The sequence below is a fragment of the Clostridium sp. genome, from assembly GCF_050717515.1.
Lineage (GTDB): Bacteria > Bacillota > Clostridia > Clostridiales > Clostridiaceae > Clostridium_AD.
On record NZ_JBOITL010000033.1, the window covers coordinates 1 to 20,335 of the forward strand.

General features: G+C 30.4%; 21 protein-coding genes. 11 read left to right on the plus strand and 10 right to left on the minus strand.

Translation table 11 applies throughout. The features are described from left to right. Positions 1–406 precede the first annotated feature (406 nt). Both ACREV6_RS18030 and ACREV6_RS18035 read right to left on the minus strand, forming a co-directional pair. Positions 407–1,204: an endonuclease/exonuclease/phosphatase family protein gene (locus ACREV6_RS18030; RefSeq protein WP_431579437.1), complete on the minus strand. Its 798-nt coding sequence runs from the start codon at positions 1,202–1,204 to the stop codon at positions 407–409. Position 1,205: 1 nt separating this feature from the next. Next, positions 1,206–2,873 carry a PTS transporter subunit IIBC gene (locus ACREV6_RS18035; RefSeq protein ID WP_431579438.1) on the minus strand — a complete coding sequence of 556 codons (1,668 nt, stop codon included), beginning with the start codon at positions 2,871–2,873 and terminating at the stop codon, positions 1,206–1,208. A gap of 492 nt (positions 2,874–3,365) precedes the next feature. Between ACREV6_RS18035 and ACREV6_RS18040 the strand changes: the two genes are divergently transcribed. Further along, entirely contained in the window at positions 3,366–3,836 is a 471-nt protein-coding gene (locus ACREV6_RS18040) for a GreA/GreB family elongation factor (protein WP_431579529.1), read from the plus strand. An 89-nt stretch (positions 3,837–3,925) separates the two neighbouring features. Here ACREV6_RS18040 and ACREV6_RS18045 read toward each other — a convergent pair whose 3' ends face one another. Both ACREV6_RS18045 and ACREV6_RS18050 read right to left on the minus strand, forming a co-directional pair. Then, positions 3,926–4,981: a DUF4236 domain-containing protein gene (locus ACREV6_RS18045; protein ID WP_431579439.1), complete on the minus strand. Its 1,056-nt coding sequence runs from the start codon at positions 4,979–4,981 to the stop codon at positions 3,926–3,928. A 202-nt stretch (positions 4,982–5,183) separates the two neighbouring features. Continuing rightward, positions 5,184–5,384 (minus strand): cold-shock protein, encoded by a 201-nt coding sequence (locus ACREV6_RS18050; RefSeq protein WP_125004432.1) that lies wholly within the window; start codon positions 5,382–5,384, stop codon positions 5,184–5,186. Positions 5,385–6,028: 644 nt separating this feature from the next. Between ACREV6_RS18050 and ACREV6_RS18055 the strand changes: the two genes are divergently transcribed. After that, complete coding sequence (locus tag ACREV6_RS18055; RefSeq protein WP_431579440.1) at positions 6,029–7,162, plus strand: aldo/keto reductase; 1,134 nt, start codon at positions 6,029–6,031, stop codon at positions 7,160–7,162. A 46-nt stretch (positions 7,163–7,208) separates the two neighbouring features. Here the strand turns inward: ACREV6_RS18055 and ACREV6_RS18060 are convergent, their stop codons facing one another. Then, positions 7,209–8,936: an oleate hydratase gene (locus tag ACREV6_RS18060; protein ID WP_431579441.1), complete on the minus strand. Its 1,728-nt coding sequence runs from the start codon at positions 8,934–8,936 to the stop codon at positions 7,209–7,211. A gap of 349 nt (positions 8,937–9,285) precedes the next feature. Here ACREV6_RS18060 and ACREV6_RS18065 point away from each other — a divergent pair, with 349 nt between their 5' ends. Then, positions 9,286–9,879, plus strand: a complete 594-nt coding sequence (locus ACREV6_RS18065; RefSeq protein WP_431579442.1) for an HAD family hydrolase — start codon at positions 9,286–9,288, stop codon at positions 9,877–9,879. Between the two features lie 74 nt (positions 9,880–9,953). On the opposite strand, the gene ACREV6_RS18070 is transcribed toward ACREV6_RS18065, so the two are convergent. Further along, a complete protein-coding gene (locus ACREV6_RS18070) occupies positions 9,954–10,565 on the minus strand; it encodes a DUF2812 domain-containing protein (RefSeq protein ID WP_431579443.1) in 612 nt (203 codons plus the stop codon). Positions 10,566–10,579: 14 nt separating this feature from the next. Next, positions 10,580–10,894 carry a PadR family transcriptional regulator gene (locus ACREV6_RS18075; RefSeq protein WP_431579444.1) on the minus strand — a complete coding sequence of 105 codons (315 nt, stop codon included), beginning with the start codon at positions 10,892–10,894 and terminating at the stop codon, positions 10,580–10,582. Between the two features lie 258 nt (positions 10,895–11,152). Between ACREV6_RS18075 and ACREV6_RS18080 the strand changes: the two genes are divergently transcribed. From ACREV6_RS18080 to ACREV6_RS18105, 6 genes are all read left to right on the plus strand, one after another. Next, positions 11,153–11,275 (plus strand): hypothetical protein, encoded by a 123-nt coding sequence (locus ACREV6_RS18080; RefSeq protein ID WP_431579445.1) that lies wholly within the window; start codon positions 11,153–11,155, stop codon positions 11,273–11,275. A 61-nt stretch (positions 11,276–11,336) separates the two neighbouring features. After that, complete coding sequence (locus ACREV6_RS18085; protein ID WP_431579446.1) at positions 11,337–11,588, plus strand: hypothetical protein; 252 nt, start codon at positions 11,337–11,339, stop codon at positions 11,586–11,588. Between the two features lie 252 nt (positions 11,589–11,840). After that, on the plus strand, positions 11,841–12,233 hold the full coding sequence (locus ACREV6_RS18090) for a GntR family transcriptional regulator (RefSeq protein WP_431579447.1): 393 nt from the start codon (positions 11,841–11,843) through the stop codon (positions 12,231–12,233). Next, positions 12,223–13,077 carry an ABC transporter ATP-binding protein gene (locus ACREV6_RS18095; protein WP_431579448.1) on the plus strand — a complete coding sequence of 285 codons (855 nt, stop codon included), beginning with the start codon at positions 12,223–12,225 and terminating at the stop codon, positions 13,075–13,077. Before ACREV6_RS18090 ends, ACREV6_RS18095 begins: the two co-directional genes overlap by 11 nt. Positions 13,078–13,125: 48 nt before the next feature. Beyond that, on the plus strand, positions 13,126–13,818 hold the full coding sequence (locus tag ACREV6_RS18100) for an ABC-2 transporter permease (protein ID WP_431579449.1): 693 nt from the start codon (positions 13,126–13,128) through the stop codon (positions 13,816–13,818). A gap of 197 nt (positions 13,819–14,015) precedes the next feature. Further along, on the plus strand, positions 14,016–14,585 hold the full coding sequence (locus tag ACREV6_RS18105; RefSeq protein ID WP_431579450.1) for a hypothetical protein: 570 nt from the start codon (positions 14,016–14,018) through the stop codon (positions 14,583–14,585). Between the two features lie 100 nt (positions 14,586–14,685). Here the strand turns inward: ACREV6_RS18105 and ACREV6_RS18110 are convergent, their stop codons facing one another. Continuing rightward, entirely contained in the window at positions 14,686–16,041 is a 1,356-nt protein-coding gene (locus ACREV6_RS18110; RefSeq protein ID WP_431579451.1) for a nucleobase:cation symporter-2 family protein, read from the minus strand. A gap of 406 nt (positions 16,042–16,447) precedes the next feature. Continuing rightward, positions 16,448–17,281, minus strand: coding sequence for a deoxyribonuclease IV (locus ACREV6_RS18115; protein ID WP_431579452.1), 834 nt, complete (start codon positions 17,279–17,281; stop codon positions 16,448–16,450). Positions 17,282–17,628: 347 nt separating this feature from the next. Here ACREV6_RS18115 and ACREV6_RS18120 point away from each other — a divergent pair, with 347 nt between their 5' ends. Together ACREV6_RS18120 and ACREV6_RS18125 are read left to right on the plus strand one after the other, a co-directional pair. Further along, positions 17,629–18,231, plus strand: coding sequence for an RNA polymerase sigma factor (locus tag ACREV6_RS18120; protein WP_431579453.1), 603 nt, complete (start codon positions 17,629–17,631; stop codon positions 18,229–18,231). Continuing rightward, complete coding sequence (locus tag ACREV6_RS18125) at positions 18,204–19,130, plus strand: hypothetical protein (RefSeq protein WP_431579454.1); 927 nt, start codon at positions 18,204–18,206, stop codon at positions 19,128–19,130. Before ACREV6_RS18120 ends, ACREV6_RS18125 begins: the two co-directional genes overlap by 28 nt. Before the next feature lie 66 nt (positions 19,131–19,196). On the opposite strand, the gene ACREV6_RS18130 is transcribed toward ACREV6_RS18125, so the two are convergent. Next, positions 19,197–20,273 (minus strand): M24 family metallopeptidase, encoded by a 1,077-nt coding sequence (locus ACREV6_RS18130; protein ID WP_431579455.1) that lies wholly within the window; start codon positions 20,271–20,273, stop codon positions 19,197–19,199. Between the last annotated feature and the right edge of the window lie 62 nt (positions 20,274–20,335).

The window sequence follows — 20,335 nt, forward strand, 5'->3', positions numbered from 1 at the left end:
CTAAAATTACTTTTTTATCTAAAGTAATTAACTGGTCAAGCGAAATGTTATTTCGCTATTTTACCTATTTCTCTGTTTAATTTTCAAAGACCAATTTGCTTTGTCATCATGTGACGACTTCTACTATACTACTAGGTATTTCTTGTTTTGTCAATCACTTTTTATAATCTATTTTTATTAAAAAACATATTATATAGTAATTAGCACTTAACTTACTGCGCCACTATCATCTGTTTTTGTACCTTTTACTATAAAAACGAGTACCCTGACACACTAATATCTTTCTTTATATTTAATGGATTTCGCTTAACATCAAAAAAAACAAAGAGCGGTTTATATTCCTATATATATATATAATATCGCTCTTTGTTAAATAAACTTCAAAAATTGCTAGTATTAGTGCTTGCTATAAACTTGTATCTATTTCTACTCCATAATGGTCTGATACCACTAACCCATTTTCGCCATTAAATATTACTTTAGAATATTTAACATCTACATTCATATTTACTAAGATGAGATCCAGCCTTAAATCATTTTTATTCAAATCCCATCCATCTATTTTACCCTTTATAGTTATCCCACAATCTTTCTCTTTAGCAAGATCAAAAGTATCCTTAATTCCTTTTTCTATTAAATAATCAAAACCTTCATCTCGTTTAAAAGCGTTATTATTAAAATCGCCCATAAAGAATGTTAGTCTGTCCTTTTTCATATTATTAAGTAACTTATCTGCTTGGTCGCAGAAAGGTTCCTCTTCATCCTGCCACCACCCTAAATGACAAGAGTAAAAATCCACTATTTCACTATTAATTTTAATTGAAGCTCCTATGACCAGTCTAGTTTTCCAAAACTCTCGATCCTGCCTGTTACTTATGAAAAATGAGTGTGCACTACCTTCTACTATTTTATGTTTAGTTATAATACTTACTCCTTCTTCATATATATCATAACCTATATGTGAAAATTCCCACAGCATTGTGTATTCTTTACATCCTAAGTTTTCTAATTCTTTTAGCAGAATCAAAGCAAAGTTATCCTTTTTTATATTATCATAAGCTATATTTTCGTTTATAGATTGACTTACTTCTTGTAGTGCAATTACATCATATTTTTTTTCTTTTATGGTATTTGCAATAATCTTTATCTTTTCATTTTGACTTTCTTCCATCCATGAATGACAATTTAAAGTTAATAATTTCATATTAAACTCCTAGTATATCTATAATATCTGATTTTAAAACGTCTGCCTTTGGTCCATATATAGCCTGTACACCATTACCTTTAATTATTAAAGCTAATGCCTGATTTTTTTTCCATTCCATTTCTCCCTTTACTAATAAACTATCTTTAACTGTTACACGAAGACGGGTCATACATGCATCCACATCTACAATATTCTGTTTTCCTCCAAGTAATTCAATTATAGCTGTAGCTTGGCTTCCTGTTTTGCTAGCATCAACTTCTTGCTCTGCAGTAGAGTCTATTGAATTATCTCCCATATCAATCTCATTTCCATTACGACCTGGAGTTGCTATATTAAATTTACTTATCATAAATTTAAATACAAAATAGTTTATGCAGAAAAATACCACCGTCACTAGTACATATCTTATTAAATCACCTATAATTCCTGCTTTTACTATCATAGGTATACGTGCAACAAGCTCAATAACACCAAAACTATGCACTCTTAAATTAAATATGTCTGCACACATAAATGCAAATCCTTGTATAACTGCATAAGTGGCATATAATATTGGTGAAACAAACATAAACATGAATTCTAAAGGTTCAGTTACACCTGTTAAGAAAACTGCAATGGCTGCTGAAAAAAACACTGATTTATATTTTGCTCGTTTTTCCTTACCTACACTTTTATACATAGCAAATGCAACACCCATTAATGATCCGGCTCCTCCAATCATTTGTCCAACCTTAAACCTTGCTGGATGAACTGTTGCAAGTAAGTTACTGTATGCACTCATATCTCCCGCTGCTTTCAAATTACCTAAGTCAGTAACCCATGCAAGCCAAAGTGGATCTTGTCCAAGTATAAGCTTACCAACATTAGCACCTGTTAATACTTTATATGCTCCACCAAGATCTGTATAGTTTATTGGTATTGTAATCATATGATGAAGACCAAAGGGTAATAACAAACGCTCAAGTGTACCATATATAAATGGTGAAATAAATGGTGCAGTATTTTGTGATGTTGCAATCCACTTTCCAAATCCATTTATAACCGATTGAGCAAATGGCCAAACTATAACAAATGCAAATGCAGTAACTGTGGAACCTGCAATAACTACAAATGGAACAAAACGTTTACCATTAAAGAATGCAAGCGTATTGGGTAATTTATTGTAATTATAATATTTATTGAATAAAACCGCTCCAAGAAAACCTGATATAATCCCAACAAATACTCCCATATTTAATGCTGGAGATCCAAGAACAGAAATAAAGTAATCTTTAACCAAAAGTTGTTGACCTGTTAATGAAGTTACTGTTGCATGTACATCCGTGAGCATCTCATTTGTAATATTAAATACGTTACCAGTAATTTTATTTATTAAAATAAATGCAATAAGCGCTGCAAATGCTCCGCCAGCACGTTCTTTAGCCCAAGATCCACCGATAGCTACAGCAAATAATAGCCCTAAATTAACTATTATTGCCCAACCTATACCTCCCACAACTTGTGATAAGGTTTGCATAAATGAAGAATTTGGTGCCAATATTCCTATAACTGATCCTAATGAAATCATTAGTCCACCCGCTGGCATAACTGCAACCACTACCAATAGTGCCTTCCCAAATTTTTGCCAAAAATCAAAAGATATTATTTTTGATTTACTCTTAACCATATTCCGATTACCTCCATTATTAATTTAACAGATCTCTATAACTTCAATTTTAAAATTTATAATCATTAGACAATATATTTATTAAATATATTGTCTAATGATTATACTCAACTATGAAGCAATGCATCTATATTAAATTTTCTTTAGTTAATAAAAACTTCCCTTGATGAATCTCTTGTTATATCCTCAAATCTTTTAATTGAATTTAAAAATGATTCATTGGATAATTATAATTTTATACTTATTTTAGTTATGCAAACGTTTGCCCTAGTAGCTAAATTATATTTCATAGTTAAAATATTGTCAAGCCAATAAAATTATTTACTGTTAACATAGCTAAAAAATTTTATATACAAGTACAAGTACAAGCACTATTTAATATATTCTTTCTACTTATATAGAATATAAATACCACTTGTTTTACACTTGGTAATGGTCTAAAATTATAAATAAATAGTTTGGTAATAATATAAAATAAGAGAAGGTGACAAAATTAATAATAAACTTACTAAAAAAGATATTGAAGAACTTCAAAAGGAATTTGATTATCGCAAAGGCCCTTTAACAATGGAAATTGCCCATGAAAAAATGATTGCTGCTGCTCATGGTGATAGAAGTGAAAATGCTGAGTATAAAGCTGCCAAAACAAATATGTACGACAACTACAGAAGAATGGGTTATTTAATAAAAATGATTAGAACTGCTGAAGTTATAGATGATGTTATTGTTAATACTAGTGGTGCAAATGTAGGTGATAAATTACTAATAAACTTTGTTGGCACTAATGATATAGAAGAAATTGAACTTGTAACAACATTGCAAGTGGATATAGCAAATGGTAAATTTAGTATTGAGTCGCCAATAGGGCGAGTATTATTTGGAAAGACCATTGGATCTACCGTCGAGGTAGAATCTCCTGATGGAAATTATAAAATAGAGTTAGTAAGTATAATTAAAGAGTGATTAGATTCTTTATGTATACCCAAAGTGTACCATCTAAATTAAACTATCTTCTAATCCATATGGTACATTTTGGTATATATATTGTTAAATTATAGTAACCCTAATCTTTCTTTAACATCTTCAAAGTTAGGTTCTTCTAAATATACCTTCTCATAATCTGCTTTTGCCTTTGAACCTTGCCCAGCTTCTTCATAAATTCTACCGCGAATATATCTTATTTGTAAAAGCAAGTCAGCCGGCCTATCCTTCTTTCGTCTTAAGACATCAGTTAATTGTTTGATTCCTGCATCCACAAGCCCAAGTGCATATAATGCAAATCCTCTAAGATAAATTATGTTAGTGTCTATAGGTTCATCATTATCAATACCCTTGGTTGCTTCTATTATATCTGTTAAATGTTGTTTTACAGGAGGTTCATGATGAGCTATTAAATCAATCACAGATAGACATATTACCTTATCACTGGGATTTTGATTCCATAATTCTTCCAATGAATTTATAGCCTCATTATACTTCTCTTGGTTCTGATATGCCTCGACTATCGCTAAAGTTAAACCTTTAAAATTCAAATTAATTGGTATTTCAATATAATCTGTTATAGCTAAAGTTAATTCAAAATAATTATCAAACACAGATATAGTCGTGCCTAGCTCATTTAATTTTTGCTTACATCTTGTTAAGTAATCCTCAGCTACAGAGTATTTTTCATTTCCAAGAGCTATATATCCTGCCATAAATAAGCTATCTGCATTATCATTGTTTATGCTAAAAGCTTTAAATGCTTCATCATTTTCCCCCTGTGCAAAAGCTTTTATTCCCGAAAGAAAGTTTTTTTCCTGAGGAGACATGAATAAGCCCTTAAAAAACCCCAAGTTAGGAGCTACTGTAGAAGTAGCCCTATTCGCCGTTTGATTTCCATCACCTTGAATATTTCTACTAATGACACCATTAGAGTTTTTCTTAAATCCTTTGTAAGTTGTATAATAAACACCAGTACCTGGAATCCCAAAGCTGCTTCTTATGCCCTTTCCGCCTAGGGTCATTTTCATACCTTTTGGACCAAAAGAAAAAGATGGTCCTGATTTACTTAAATTCATGCTTATGCCTGGTAAAATTTTCACTCTTTTATAAAATCTAAAACCCATACCCACGCCTCCTGATTATTTAACAATTGCTTTTATATATAATCCAATTATATACAAGTTACTAATACTATTAAAGAGATATAACTAAAATAAACACTTATAAATTCATACATAACAGGTAACCTGTTATGTATGAATTTATAAGTGTTACAAAAATAAAAAAAACACCAAGTAGCTAAGCTACTTGATGTTTAAAATATTATTATTTTACAATAGTAATATTTTCTGCTTGTGGTCCTTTTGGTCCTTCAACGATGCTGTAAGATACTTTTTGTCCTTCTTCAAGTGATTTATAACCATCTGAATTTATTTGAGAGAAATGTGCAAAAACATCTACTCCGTCTTCTCCTGTAATAAAACCAAATCCTTTTTCTGAATTAAACCATTTAACTGTACCATTCATATATGTGTACCTCCGAAATTTTATTCTTAAACACTTTGTAATACCACACCTATAAAATTTCGATATAAAAATACTATATTTAAAGAGTACTAATTAATTGAAATATATCTGTGTTGTTTTATTTACTATTCATTTAAGTTATGCCTTAATAATATCACAAGTTATTCTATAATGCAAGTTATACTAATATATTATCAACAAAAATTATCATCAAGTGTCCAATATTACAAGTGAATTAGCCACCTAGAGGCATTAATTCGATTTTAAAAATTATTTTTTTTATGCCTTTTTCACTCAATGTCAGGATATTTTAAAAAGTTCTCAATTAGTCGAAGAAACTGACTTCCTGATATAGATATAATTTCTATTTTATCATGGCCAAAAATAAAGGAAATAATATCTCTTATTCCATCAGAAACACATATTACTACTGAAGGAAACCTAGTCGTATAAACCTTCTCAACTACATATACATAAATGATTTTTTATTGGCTTTTTTATAGAATTTATAACATTTTTTAGGTTATTAAAAAATAGCTTTTCCTTTAAATAAACAGTATAATTATATATACAATCAAACCGTAGCTCTAATTTCAACAAATAATTGTTTTATAAATTACTGAGTATAAAGGAGAATGAAAATAATGAAGTATCGAAGTTATGGTAATACAGGAGAAATGGTTTCAACTTTAGGATTTGGTTGCATGAGGTTACCTGAGGTTGAAATAAATGAAAAATGGTATATTGATGAGGAAAAAGCTTTACCTATGCTTTTTAGTGGTTATGCAAGTGGTATAAATTATTTTGACTCAGCACCCTATTACTGTCACAAAAATAGTGAGCATGCAGTGGGGAAAGCTTTAAAAAGTGTAAGAAGTAAGGTTAAGCTAACTACAAAATTGCCTTTGAATGATGTTAAAAAGCCTTCTGATATGAGAAGAATTCTAGAAAACAGTTTAAAAAACATGGACACACCTTATATAGATTTCTACCATTTTTGGGGAATAAACAAAGATTCCCTTGAGGATATTAGAACCAATGACCTTTTTAATGAGGCACGGAAAGCAAAGGAAGAAGGACTAATAAGACATTTGAGTTTTTCTTTCCATGACGATCCTGAAAACATGATTGATATTATAAATGCTGGAGAAGGAATCTTTGAATCTGTTTTATGCCAGTATAATCTTCTTGACAGGGCAAATGAAAAGTCTATTGCCTACGCCAGAAAGAAGGGACTAGGAGTAGCAGCTATGGGCCCTGTAGCAGGTGGTAGGCTTGCTGCGCCTACAGAACTTTATAAAAAGCTTACTGGTAAAGAATCTATAGCCACCTATGAGCTCGCATTAAGATTTGTTTTAGGAAACGAGGATATAAGTCTTGCTCTATCAGGCATGGAGACTATGGATATGTTAGAAAAAAATCTTGCTATCGCAAATGTTGAGACTTATATGAATAATTCAGAAAGATACAAAGTTGGTATAGCTATGGAAGAGATTAAGCAGTTTTCAGAATTATATTGCACTGGATGTAATTACTGTCAGCCGTGCCCTAAGAACATAATTATCCCTAAGATATTTAACATGTACACTTACCACAATGTTTATGGCTTAACAGACGTAGCTAAGAAGGATTTTGATGCCTATAAAAATAACCCAGAAAAGGGTTCAATGCCAGAAGCCTGCGCAGATTGTGGTATATGCGAATCAAAATGTCCACAACGCCTTAAAATTAGAGAAGAGTTAAAAAGAGTAGTTAAGATTTTAGAAGAAATAAAATAACAACTCCCAAATATTGTAGGAGATGACTGAAAGCCATCTCCTAATTTTATCTAAAGGAAGTTTTTAATGCTTGTTTTATTATCCTAGGCTTCTTTTTATAAGGAGTTACAGGACAAATGTCTTTATCTTTTACATTAAACAGATTATATATAGCAATTCTTGCTCCTCTAACAGAATACTCTTCTGTAAATACCATATCCTCTGGGATTTCAACAAACTGGCTAATCATAGCAAAATTTGTGGAGTTTTCAGGTACAACCTTAGGACGATCAGTCATCTTACGTGGCTGAAACTGCGAATCTATATAAGGCATCATACATGGAATTACATTAATTACTGTGTCCATAATTTCCTCTTTTTTGTCTAGCATATGCATATGGTATAAAAGTTCCATTAACATTTCCTCACCTGTACAATCACGCATTGCTTTCTTTACAAAATCACCAATTTTATCAGTATATATGCTATATCCCCAAAACATAGTCGTATCAATTGGCTGATTTTTAAAGTGTGGCTGAGCCGCAACAACTATGCTCATTAACCAATTGGAATCCTTAAATGTCATCAAGGCTCCACTACCCGGAATGTTAGTGGAGAACTTTTCAATTAAGTTCAAGAATTTATTGCCCTTACAAGTTACTGTAAAGCTTTCCCAATTAGTTTCATTTGCATGTCCAAAGAAAGGTTCTGGATTTCCAAGGCCTCTTTTCTTTTCAGCTATTTTTGCCCAAAGCTCAGCTGCGATTGGTTTTTCAGGATTATACGCTGCAGGTGTGTACATATCGCCAAGTGTTGCGCAATCAGTCATACAGCCATTTGTCATGATGCAAACGTCGTTAGGGTTTAAGGTAATAACTCTAGATGCTTCATTTTCTTCTATGTGCAGCGCAGTTACTGTAATTTCATCCCCTGACTTAAAATCTAAATCAGTTACAGTTGCATTTATACTAAAATCAACTCCAAAATTATCTAAATAAGCTTTTAATGGAAGGATTACTGACTCATATTGATTATAAGGAGTACGTGTAACACCCTCTAAAGTTTCAATACGTGAAAATTCAAAAATCATACGTTCCATATAGCGCTTAAATTCAAAAAGACTGGACCATTTTTGGAAAGCAAAGGTTGTTTGCCACATATACCAGAAATTAGTTTCAAAGAAATGTGGTGTACCGTTAAACCACTCCTCAATAGTCTTATAATCTAGTTTTTCTTCTGATGTAATCATCAATTTGCCAAGAGCCATTCGATCCGCATTATTAAATCCCATGCTACTTACATCAAGAATTACTCCATCTTTATCAATTAATCTTGCTTGTGCATGGGTTGGATGCAAATGATCAAAATTAAGAATTTCTTCTTTAACGCTCATACCTGGCATATCTAAAGATGGTATATCTGAAAACAATTCCCAAAAGTTCTCATAGGTTTCTTCGTTCAACATTCTACCACCACGGCATACATACCCATTTATGGCATCTCCTGCGCCATCATTACTACCTCCTAGAATTTTCATTCCTTCAATAATATGAATATTTTTGCCTTTAAAGTTACAATCTCGCACAAGATAAGCAGCACCTGCCAGGGAAGCTAAGCCACCACCAATGAAATAAACTTGCCTATGATCATTATCTTTATTCTCAGGTAAACTTTTTGCTTTTTTATGTTTTTTATTAAACTCCTTTACACTAATAGTTGCTACAGCAGCGGCTCCAGCTATTGCACCTATTGTAAGTAATAAATTTATATTATTCTTGTTTGATTTTTTAGACATAAAAATTACCTCCATTTTCTATTTCATTAATAATAAATATCTTATTCATTATTATAACTCAACTAAAATTAATTGTATTTATACAATTTTGAATATTTGTCCAAAAACACATAAAATATTTATATTTCTTTTTACTTGGAGGATAATTTAATTACTTATAGAACTATACAGTTGTGCCTAAGTATATTTTGCTTATTTAAAATGGATTTACGCATTATGTCGGAGATATTATATATCAAACAGCGGATGGCCAAGGAAAAATGTATTATAAGCATAAAGTGTTAAAAAGATTGGAGAACCCTAAAAGTTGCATTATAGATATAATTACAATTTATTACGGAGGGCAAAAATGATTAAAAATATAATATTTGATATTGGAAATGTATTACTAGAATTTAAACCGCTAGATTATCTTAAAAGAACTTTCAACGATGACAACATTGAAAAACTTTTTTACAAAGAAATATTTCAAAGTGAAGAGTGGCTTAACCTAGATAGAGGAACAATAACTCAAGAAGAGGCCGTAAAAATAATATCTTTAAGAAATCCTAATCGTGAAATACCTATTAAAAAGTGTATGGATAATTGGATTGAAATATTGACACCTATTGAGGGCACAGTAAAAATTCTGAGTCAGCTAAAAGAAAATGGCTATAAACTATATCTTCTTTCGAATTTTCATTCATTAGCTTTTGAAACTATTTATTCTAAATATGATTTTTTTAAACATTTTGACGGAGGCACAATATCTTATAAAGAAAATCTTCTAAAGCCTCAAGCTGAAATTTACACTAAACTTTTAGATACTTATAAGCTAAATGCTGAAGAATGCTTATTTATTGATGATACCTTAGTAAATGTTGAAGCAGCTAATAGACTTGGTATTAAGACAATTCATTTTAAAAATGCCATCCACATGGCAAGTGCTCTAAACTTATTGTAATAAGATCAAACCTTTTTCTGCACATAAATCTTTGGTCCTTTCGTGTAGTCCTAGCCTTATGGCCAGTGGCATATTTAAGCCTTCTTTTGTTTATTATATAATATTCTAGTTTTAATTACTAGGCAAAAAGATATAATCATCATTAGAGGTATTAACCATATAGATCCTCTCATAACTACAAAGGGTGTCTCAAGTAAAAACCTTCCCCAAAATGCTATGCCTGTCCTTTCCCATAATCCTGGTGTATGATACAGTAATTTAAGATTAATCAATGAATTAACATTAATTTGGCCCCCAGTTATATATATTGCAAACAATGCTAAATTAGTTGCTGTAGGAATCAGAAACATATTCGATAATCTTTTATATTTTCCTGCTTTAGAGATAGTATCCGAGAAAATATCTTCTTGGCTATTTTCATCATTTTTTTTGAAATATTGTACTCCTGATTTTTTACTACCCGCTATATGTTTCCAACCACTATCTTCAAATAAAACGCAGTACTCAATAAAATCCTCATTTTTCTTAAAAATTCGATAATCAATTTTAACTGTTGCATTCTCTGGCTTTATAGAACGAAATTTGTGTCCAAAAGATATATTTTCTAATTCATATCCCTTTTTAGCCATCTTTTTTAGCCATTTTTCTTCTTTATCATAGTCAATAAAAAACTTGAATTTCCTCATACTAATCCCCCTAATTACAATTTCAATTTACTTTCTGTTATTTTAATCATATGCCGCATTCTCTCAAGATCTAACATTAAAACTTCTTTTCCACTTTCAGTGATAAGATACACTTTTCTCCTACTATCTTCGCTTATTACCGATTGTATTAATTTTTGTTTCAGCAAATTCTCAATAGCTCCATAAAGTGTTCCCGCCGCTATCTTAACTTGTTGAATACTTAATTCTTCAACTTTTTGCATTATAAGGTAGCCATGAGCAGGTTCTAATAATGCCAAAAGAATATAATAAGTGGTTTCTGTTACTGGTAAATTTTTATCTCTATTCATAATTCCCTCCAATAACTTAGTTTTAATTGTACAGTCTAACTATATAGTTTCATTGTATACAGTCTAACTGTATATGTCAACACTAAAAAAAATGCGATTTTGCCCTAATGGTTATAGATTGTTTACATTATTGACACTTAAATGCAACAGTTATCCAGTATTTTATTAATAGATGGTGTTATTACTAAAAAAATTACATCAGTATTAGATTGAATTTTATGTTATAGCCAATAAATACCGAAATGGAGGCCCTTTATTATGAAACCTAAATACGAAAATGTGCCTGAAATGTCCAGATTATCTTCTATCTTAATTGCTCTGTGTGTTGGCGCTTCAGTACTATCACTGGTTGGAATTAAACTACTTTTAACAACTATGTAGCCCAATGGTTGCTAAAACATATTCTTTAAGTTATAATTTTATTAATAATGGAGGTGTTTTTATGAACGTTAATTTTTCTAATATTAATCTGAGTACCATTATTATGTTTGCATTAGCTATATTACTTGCTTATCTTGGTATTTCGGTATTTAAAATAGTTGGAAGGATAATAAGTATCGCCATTGGTATATTCCTATTAATATATGTACTTCAACAAATAGGTATTACAATACCTATTTTAACGGATATTCTTAGCGCTCTTTTACAGTTGCTAAAGCCAATTATCGATATGGTAGCAAATTTATTTAAATAGAATCTATGGTGCCACCCACGTGGCAAGTGGCATCTTTAATTAAAAATAGCCGACTAAAGTGTAACAAAACACTTTAGTCGGCTATTTTTATATTAGGTTTCTAAAAATATCAAATTCAAAACTAACCTTATCCTAAAATAACAAAATTTGATCCTTACTTATAGTAAAGTAATTAAAAGAATTAATTGTAATCCAAAGAAATCATTGACATTTAACTGTGTCTATTATATAGTAACAGTAGACAAGGAGGAGATGTGCTTGAATATTCTAATATCAACCCTTTCCCAAACCCCCATATATGAACAAATACAAACTCAAATAAAAGAAATGGTACTCAAGGGTAATTTAAAATCTCAGGAGCAACTGCCGTCAATAAGGCTTATGGCAAAGGATTTAAAGGTTGGCATCATAACCGTAAAACGTGCTTATGAAGAACTTGAAAAAGAGGGTATTGTCCTCAATCTGCAAGGCCGAGGATGCTTTGTTACAGAGATTGACAGAAATAAGATTAAGGCCATACACATAGATATGCTTAGGGAACGGCTTCTTGAAATCAAAGAATTTGCAGATGCGTCAGATATATCATCTGTTGAAATGTTTGAAGTTCTAAATGAAATATACGGAGGTAATAAAAATGACAAATAAGGCTTTAGAAATCAAAAACTTGAAGGTCAGTATCGGTAATTTTTCTTTAAATGATGTAAATCTTTCAGTAGAAAAGGGAACTATTATGGGGTTTATAGGAAGAAATGGCTCAGGCAAAACCACCCTTATTAAATCAATACTTAATATGATTCCACAAACAAGCGGAAATGTGTTATTCGACGGTATCCCCATGTACGGAAACGAAGAAATTGTTAAAGCAAAAATAGGGGTTGTATTTGATAGTTTAATCTATCCTCTTAATCTCAAACCTACTAAAATAAAAAATATGATATCACCTTTTTATCAAACCTTCGATCCTAAAAGGTTTGACGAACTTATGAACCGCTTTGAACTTGATAAGCGTCAAAAGCTTTCAACTTATTCGAAGGGTATGCAGATGAAATTCGGAGTTGTAATGGCACTATGTCATAATCCAGAATTAATCATCCTTGATGAACCCACAGCAGGACTTGACCCTATTGCAAGAGCCGATGTTATGGATTTACTTTTAGAACTTATGCAAAATGAGCAAAGATCTATACTATTCTCAACACATATTACAAGTGACCTTGAAAAAATTGCTGATTATATAACAATGATTGATGATGGTAAAATTGTTTTTTCTAAGGGCAAAGACGAAATGCTTGATATGTACGCCTTGGCACATGTTGATAGAGCTGCTATGACAGATACAATTAAATCCGAACTTATAGGAATAAAAGAAACAACTTTTGGATATGAGGGCTTATGCAATAAAAATTTAAAACTTCAAAATTTAGAAGGGTTTAAAATTGCCAGGCCTACCATTGAAGACATTATGCTTTATATGGGTGCAAAAAAATGAAACTAACTGGAAACTACAACATAATAAATTTTACAAGGAGGCAAAGAAATGTTAAACAGATTTTGGAATTACCAACTACTTTTAAGTGGTTCACTTGGCTTTATTAATCCTAAAAAAACTTCAAAATACCATTTTTTTATTCTATTTAGTTTTATATTATTTATAGGTGTTTTCATTGGTAATGTTGATGGATTTGGAGTAATATTTTACCCCATAATTATTGCTTTGTGTATGGTTTATTCTATTATAAATTCAGAAAACAAATTATTTGAGCTTGTTCCTGTTTCAAAAGTATACTCGCTTATAAATCTTTATTTATATGTTTTTTTAACAAGCCTGGCTATAACTATTGGGAGTACTATAGCTCTTATACTAGCCACATTTCTAATGCAACCAACCTCTACTTTAAATATATTAGTAATTAATTGGAATGCTATGTTTTTAATAAGCTGTATCTCTACAATAATTACAAGTATTTTATTGCCTGTATTTTTTATAAGACTTAGTTTTCTTAGAAAAATTCTTACAATATCAGTAACTGCACTTACCACAATAGTACTTCTATACACAGCACCTGTTGCAAGTCAGCTTGGTAACGTAAGCTTTTTAGAAAACATTAAGGCAATGCCACATTATAATGAAACTCTATTAATATTAATTTGTGTATGCTTAGTAATAATCCCTATTTCAATATTCATATCCTACAGACTATACAAAGGAAAGAGGTTCTTAATATGCTAAATAAACTCATTACTTATCAAAGACTATTACTCAATTCAACTACGCCGATTGATATAAGATTCCAAAGTTCTTCCAAAATATTGCTTTATATTTTTGCTATCTTTTCGATATCTTTTATGAATATGTTTATATTTTTCGGTAATACAATGTCTTCAAATGATATTGTTCCCATTGTTTTTCCTATAATAAGTGTATGGATGATTAACAGGATACTCTACGGTGATCAAAGACTGTTTGAAACTGTTCCTGTTAGTAGAAAATATACAGCATTAAATATATTCCTGCTATCAATAGTGATCATATTTATACTATATATTGTAGTCTCCATTGCTGGTTTATCATTAGCAGGTATTGTATTTGGCATTTTTTATCTTGTATCTCCCCAAAATATTAGTAATTCCCCTCCAGAATCTGCGGTAAATCAAGTAATAAACACAACAAAAGGCAATATGTTAATGTTCTGTATATTAGTAATAATTCTTTTTGTGGGAGTTGCAATTACTCTTATAAAAAATAAAAAACTCAGGCTTTCCCTATTTGCAGCCTTTGGTACTATTGGCTATGGACTTTTATTTTTCCTAAAGCTCAATATGCCAATATCCCCAAACTCTGACCGGGTTGAATTTCTTGAAAGCTTTTCTGTCATGCCTCAGGCGAATACAATTTTGATTTGTTTAACTATTGCAACAGTTATAACCTGCGTTGCTTCGTTCTTCATGGGATATAACCTTTATGTTGGCAAAGCAAATGATTCCAATTACTATTAGTTTTCCTTGTCATGCTTAAAATTTTTAACTTTCACCCTTAAACAATCTATCCAATAAAAAATATTAAAGGAGATGCCCTAGCATCTCCTTTAATATTTTTTTATTGTGAAATTGTTTTTGAATCTAAGTCCGCATCTATGTTTGATGGAGCTTCTTCTTTTAATACTAAATTAAGTAATAACGCTGCCACCGTACCTGCACTTATACCTGATGAAAAGAAACTCTTAATTGCAGAAGGCATACTATTTAAAAAATCAGGTCTTACAGTAACACCTAAACCTATTCCAATTGAAATAGCTAGAATAAGCATGTTTCTATTGTTAAGCTCAACATCTTTAATAGTCTTAATTCCTGATGATACAACCATTCCAAACATTATAATACCTGCACCACCTAAAACTGGATTTGGCATAATAGCAACAATCGCCCCAATTTTAGGGAATATTCCTAATAGCATTAAAATAATTCCAGCCATAGTAACTACAAATCTACTTGCAACTTTAGTAAGCGATATAAGACCAACATTTTGTGAAAATGATGTATTAGGACCAGCATTAACAAATCCTGCTATAAGAGATCCTACTCCATCAGCAAGTATACCTTTTGAAAGTTCTTCTGATGATACCTCTTTTCCCGATGCTTCACCAACCGCCATAAGACATCCTACCGTCTCAACAGTTGTTACTAAATAAGCTGTGATAAATGAAGCAAATGCACCAAATTTAAAAGTAATACCATATTTAAAAGGTGTTGGGAAAGCAATCCAACTAGCATTTGTTATTACTGAAAAATCTAACATATCTAGAGGAAAACATATTGCATATCCAAATACTAAACCAATTATAACTGATGCAGAAGAAAGGAGCCCTTTACCATATCTATTTAATAATGCAATTACTGCCATAACCGAAAAGGCAATGCATATATTCCTTATACTGCCGTAATCTGCAGCTCCAGCCCCACCAGCAGACCAATCTATTGCTACAGGTATTAAAGTTAATCCAATTAACATAACAACTGTTCCTGTTACAATTGGTGGAAAAAATTTTCTTAAAGGTTTAATAAAATAGCTTAAAATAATTTCAATGAAAGATCCCATTATGGTTGCACCAAACATTCCCGGTAACCCAAAAGCAGAACCTACTGCTATAGATGGTCCAACAAATGTAAAGTCAGTTCCCATAACACATGGAAGCTTAGATCCTACAGGACCAACTCCCTTAGCTTGAATATATGTAGCTATACCTGCTGCAAATAATGCAGCACTTACTAAAAATGCAATATCATTTACTGGTAATTTTAAAGCAGCACCAACTATTAGTGGAACTGCTACAATACCACCGAATGCTGCCATAATGTGCTGAAACGCAAGTAAAATTGTTATGTGAATTGGTGGTTTGTCATTTATCGTATATAATATACCACCCTTGTCCTTAGATGAATTTACTGTACTCATAAAATACCCTCCTTTTGTAATTAAAGCATGCATAAGCATATAAATATTTTAGTTTATTTACCTTTCTAAAGAATATCTATTATGCAAACGTTTTCTTAATTGTTACAAAATATTTACGAATCATCTATAACAAGTTAACCTCTACTGTCACCTGTTAAGATATATTCCTTATATATCCTTTATTTCTTAAGATTACTACTTTGATAAATAAAAGTCAATGAAATTTACAAAATATTTTTACAATTCAAAAAATGTTTTTGTAAAAACATTGTATTTATTTATATCAATACAGTACTTAATAGTAACTGTATTGATACCATAACAAATAAAAAACTTCCATGCTTAAATGCTATTAACATATCCATTTAAAAACTTGCCACTTGCCACTTGCCACGTGGGTGGCACCTTATTCTATATATGCTTCTCGTAACATCTTAATTTCCTGCGCATGACCAGATAAATCAATTGGACTTTCTAAAAAAAATGGTAAATGACGTAGTTTGGAATGATTAATAATTTTAATAAACACTTCTTTTCCCATAGAACCTTCACCAATTTTTTCATGGCGATCTTTATGACTTTCAAATGGATTTTTGCTATCATTTAAATGAATTGCATATAGCTTATCAAGGCCAATAATTCTATCAAATTCATTTATTACTCCATCTAAATCATTAACAATATCATAACCTGCATCGTAAATATGACAAGTATCAAGACATACGCCCATTTTGCCTGAAAGTGTGACCCCATCAAGAATTTCTTTTAGTTCTTCGAAAGTTCGACCAACTTCTGTTCCTTTACCAGACATTGTTTCAAGAAGTACTTTGGTAGTTTGTTCTGGTTTTAGCACAGTGTTTAGCATATTTATAATGTATTCTATCCCTATCTGAGCTCCTTGTTTTACATGACTACCTGGATGGAAGTTATAAAGACTATTTGGCATGTATTCCATTCTATTTAAATCATCTTCCATAATTTTCATTGCAAATTCCCTTGTGCCTTCATCAGCAGAGCAAGCATTTAAGGTATATGGCGCATGTGCTAGTATTATAGCAAATTTGTTTTCTTTTGTTATTTCTAATAGTGCTGCTACATCTTTTGGATCAATTTCTTTTGCTTTGCTCCCTCTAGGATTACGGGTGAAAAACTGAAATGTATTTGCTCCTATTTGAAGAGCTTCTTCGCCCATAGCTTTGTAGCCTTTTGATACTGATAAATGACAACCTATATTTAACATGATTATTCCTCCAATTATTTTGTTTTAATGCTACTTAATAAATTCAATTTTGTGGGGTGATAATCCTGCTTACTTGTGTTCTATACTTTGGAATCTTTCATTTCTACCCCAAAATTTAAATTTATAAGATATATTATTAATTGTTAGTGTATCCGAAACTTATATATTAGTATGTGTATTAATATATATCGCAAGTCTTTAAAATATATCAGTGTATAATGTAATAAAAACACACTAATAGATAAATGAGGAATAATATATATATTTATGAAAATTAATAAAGATTTTGTATTTTGAATTGTATATATAGTGAAAGTGTAATAAGTTCAGGGGAGGTGATTTATAATATGAATATGAATGATAATGATATAATAATTAAAGTTTTAGAAGGAGAAATTGAGAATTATGATTTATTGATAAAGAAATATAGTAAAAATACCTATAATTTTATTTGTAGTATTGTAAAGAATGAACATATGGCTGAAGAATTAACACAGATAACATTTATAAAAGCATATGAAAATATAAACAAATTCAACTTAAGTAAAAATTTTTTTACATGGATTTTAACTATAGCAAAGAATTCTACTATTAATGAATTAAGAAAAAATAAAAAGCAATGTGAGCTAAACAATTTTTATCTAGACGATTATTATTCTAGTACAATTTTAAAATTTAATCCAGAAAAAATATATGCGGATAAAAGTAATAATTTAAAACTATATAATTTTATAAACTCTCTATCCTATAAATATAAGGTTTTGATTATATTGAAATATATACAAAATTTGAGCTATAAAGAAATAAGTAAAGAACTAAATATACCAATAAGCAAAGTTGAATCTAGATTATTTACTGCACGTAAAAAATTAATTAATAAAATAGAAAAAAATGATATCAAAGAAAAGGGAGGAGACTTAAAATGGATTGCCAAATATCGAAAAATTTAATAGATTTATTGTTAGATGAAGAAATAGATGCCATTGCTAAAGAAGATGTATTAGGTCACATTAAAAAATGTGATCATTGCAAAGAATATTATAATAATATTAATAAATTCAAAAATACAATGTCAGTATTTTCATATAAATATAATCTTAAAAATTCAAATATTAATGAATCAGTAATGAAAAATATAATGAATAAAGACAAATCAAAAAATAAATTCATTATTGGATTTTGTGATAAAAAAAAGTACCTTGCTATCTCTTTACTTATTATTATGTTTATACCATTTAGTTTTAAAGCTTTTGGGGCAGGATTGGAATTAATAAATGAGATTATATTTAATTCTAATGGTGTAAAATATAAATTTAACAGTTATGAAGAGCCACTTCCTTTTGACCTTAGTGATAAAGAATTAGTAAGTCCAGTTACTAAAAAAACTGCATATAATATTAAAGAAGCTAAAAAAATATCAAATAGAATAGTGTTATCAAATTACTTACCTAAAAATTATAGGTTTATGTATGCAAATTATCAAGAAATTAGTAACTCCATTTATGATTTTACATTAAATTACAGGCAGATCGATTATCTTAAAAAAGGTAAAAGAATTGAGCATTTTACTGGTAATACAATTATAATTGATATTGTTCATAGTGCGGTTAAACAAAAAGAGCTCCAAGCAACTTTTAAAAAAGGTACCTCATTAAAAAAAATAAAAATCTCTAAATTTGATGCAGTCATAGGAGAATTTAAAATTGATGAAGATTCAACAGATAAAAATATATTTATACATATACCAGATAAAGATATGTATATTGATTTATTTGCATTTTGCACTGTAGATATATTAGATGATAAAGAATTAGTGAAAATTTTAGAAAGCATTGTAGAACAATTATAAAAATATATAAAAAGTGGGAGTCTCATTTTTCACGTATGAGGCTCCCACTTTTTTAAATATTTTATGCTATTCTACAATAATTAAATCTTTTGAATAATTGTTTAATACTTCACAACCATCCTCGGTAACTATTACTAAATCTTCTATACGTACACCAACATCTCCTGGCATGTATATACCTGGTTCTATTGAGAAACACATTCCTACTTCTACTTTATCTGTATTAACAGAAGAAACATCTCCAAACTCATGATCTTGAAGTCCTATAGAATGTCCTAACCTATGCGTAAAGTATTTTCCATAACCTTTTTCTGTAATATAGTCTCTTGCTGCAGCATCAATGTCGCAAAATCTAACTCCAGGTTTAACTTTTTCAATTCCTCTTTTGTTAGCTTCTCTAACTACATTGTAAACTTCTCTGCTATGGTCTGATACACTTTTATAAAAAACTGTTCTCGTCATATCTGAGCAATATGAATCTTTAATACAACCAATATCAATAACTACACTATCGCCTTCTTTAACAGTTGAGTTATCCATCACATGATGAGGATCTGCTGCATTAGCACCATACCCTACGATAGGATCAAATGAATGTCCTTCTGCTCCCATTTCTTCCCACATATCACCAAGTAGTTTGCCCATTTTCTTTTCAGTATATTTTTTTGTTACAAGTTTTATCATCTTTTCAACAGCAATATCATTAAGCTTTGATGATGCTCTCAAAAATTCCTTTTCTTTTTCATCCTTTGAACTTCTTACTTTATCAATAATGTTAGAACCATTAACAAATGAGCTACCACCTTTTAGTTCCATCAACCTTAATAAGAAATGAGCAGGCCAGTTTTTATCTATACCCATTGGTGCATCTTTATCAATATGTTTTGAAAGAATTTCTACTGGTTTGTCCGTATCACTATACCATACCATTTCCACACCTAAATCTTCACTTATAGGGAATAATTCATTAATAAACAACTTATTATTTCCATTTGTATTAAGATACAATACAAGCATTCTCTCTCCTGGTAAAATCCATTTGCCCGTAAGATAGAAAATAGCATTTGAATCAGAAACTATCATTTGAGGTATTTTGTTATCTCCCATAATTTTTAAAACTTTATTAAGTCTTTCCTGTATCATTAAAAACCCCTCCTAAAATATTATGATTATATTTTGACTCTCTGCTTTTGGCAGGGAAGTAT

Bases quoted from the DNA above. Each gene is read 5' to 3' on its own strand.
- ACREV6_RS18030 (WP_431579437.1), bottom strand. From the start codon at position 1,204: ATGAAATTATTAACTTTAAATTGTCATTCATGGATGGAAGAAAGTCAA.
- ACREV6_RS18045 (WP_431579439.1), bottom strand. From the start codon at position 4,981: ATGGGTTTTAGATTTTATAAAAGAGTGAAAATTTTACCAGGCATAAGC.
- ACREV6_RS18035 (WP_431579438.1), bottom strand. From the start codon at position 2,873: ATGGTTAAGAGTAAATCAAAAATAATATCTTTTGATTTTTGGCAAAAA.
- ACREV6_RS18130 (WP_431579455.1), bottom strand. From the start codon at position 20,273: ATGATACAGGAAAGACTTAATAAAGTTTTAAAAATTATGGGAGATAAC.
- ACREV6_RS18110 (WP_431579451.1), bottom strand. From the start codon at position 16,041: ATGAGTACAGTAAATTCATCTAAGGACAAGGGTGGTATATTATATACG.
- ACREV6_RS18075 (WP_431579444.1), bottom strand. From the start codon at position 10,894: ATGAATAGAGATAAAAATTTACCAGTAACAGAAACCACTTATTATATT.
- ACREV6_RS18105 (WP_431579450.1), top strand. From the start codon at position 14,016: ATGATTAACAGGATACTCTACGGTGATCAAAGACTGTTTGAAACTGTT.
- ACREV6_RS18065 (WP_431579442.1), top strand. From the start codon at position 9,286: ATGATTAAAAATATAATATTTGATATTGGAAATGTATTACTAGAATTT.
- ACREV6_RS18050 (WP_125004432.1), bottom strand. From the start codon at position 5,384: ATGAATGGTACAGTTAAATGGTTTAATTCAGAAAAAGGATTTGGTTTT.
- ACREV6_RS18085 (WP_431579446.1), top strand. From the start codon at position 11,337: ATGAACGTTAATTTTTCTAATATTAATCTGAGTACCATTATTATGTTT.
- ACREV6_RS18120 (WP_431579453.1), top strand. From the start codon at position 17,629: ATGAATATGAATGATAATGATATAATAATTAAAGTTTTAGAAGGAGAA.
- ACREV6_RS18080 (WP_431579445.1), top strand. From the start codon at position 11,153: ATGAAACCTAAATACGAAAATGTGCCTGAAATGTCCAGATTATCTTCT.
- ACREV6_RS18115 (WP_431579452.1), bottom strand. From the start codon at position 17,281: ATGTTAAATATAGGTTGTCATTTATCAGTATCAAAAGGCTACAAAGCT.
- ACREV6_RS18070 (WP_431579443.1), bottom strand. From the start codon at position 10,565: ATGAGGAAATTCAAGTTTTTTATTGACTATGATAAAGAAGAAAAATGG.
- ACREV6_RS18090 (WP_431579447.1), top strand. From the start codon at position 11,841: ATGTGCTTGAATATTCTAATATCAACCCTTTCCCAAACCCCCATATAT.
- ACREV6_RS18055 (WP_431579440.1), top strand. From the start codon at position 6,029: ATGAAGTATCGAAGTTATGGTAATACAGGAGAAATGGTTTCAACTTTA.
- ACREV6_RS18100 (WP_431579449.1), top strand. From the start codon at position 13,126: ATGTTAAACAGATTTTGGAATTACCAACTACTTTTAAGTGGTTCACTT.
- ACREV6_RS18095 (WP_431579448.1), top strand. From the start codon at position 12,223: ATGACAAATAAGGCTTTAGAAATCAAAAACTTGAAGGTCAGTATCGGT.
- ACREV6_RS18060 (WP_431579441.1), bottom strand. From the start codon at position 8,936: ATGTCTAAAAAATCAAACAAGAATAATATAAATTTATTACTTACAATA.
- ACREV6_RS18125 (WP_431579454.1), top strand. From the start codon at position 18,204: ATGGATTGCCAAATATCGAAAAATTTAATAGATTTATTGTTAGATGAA.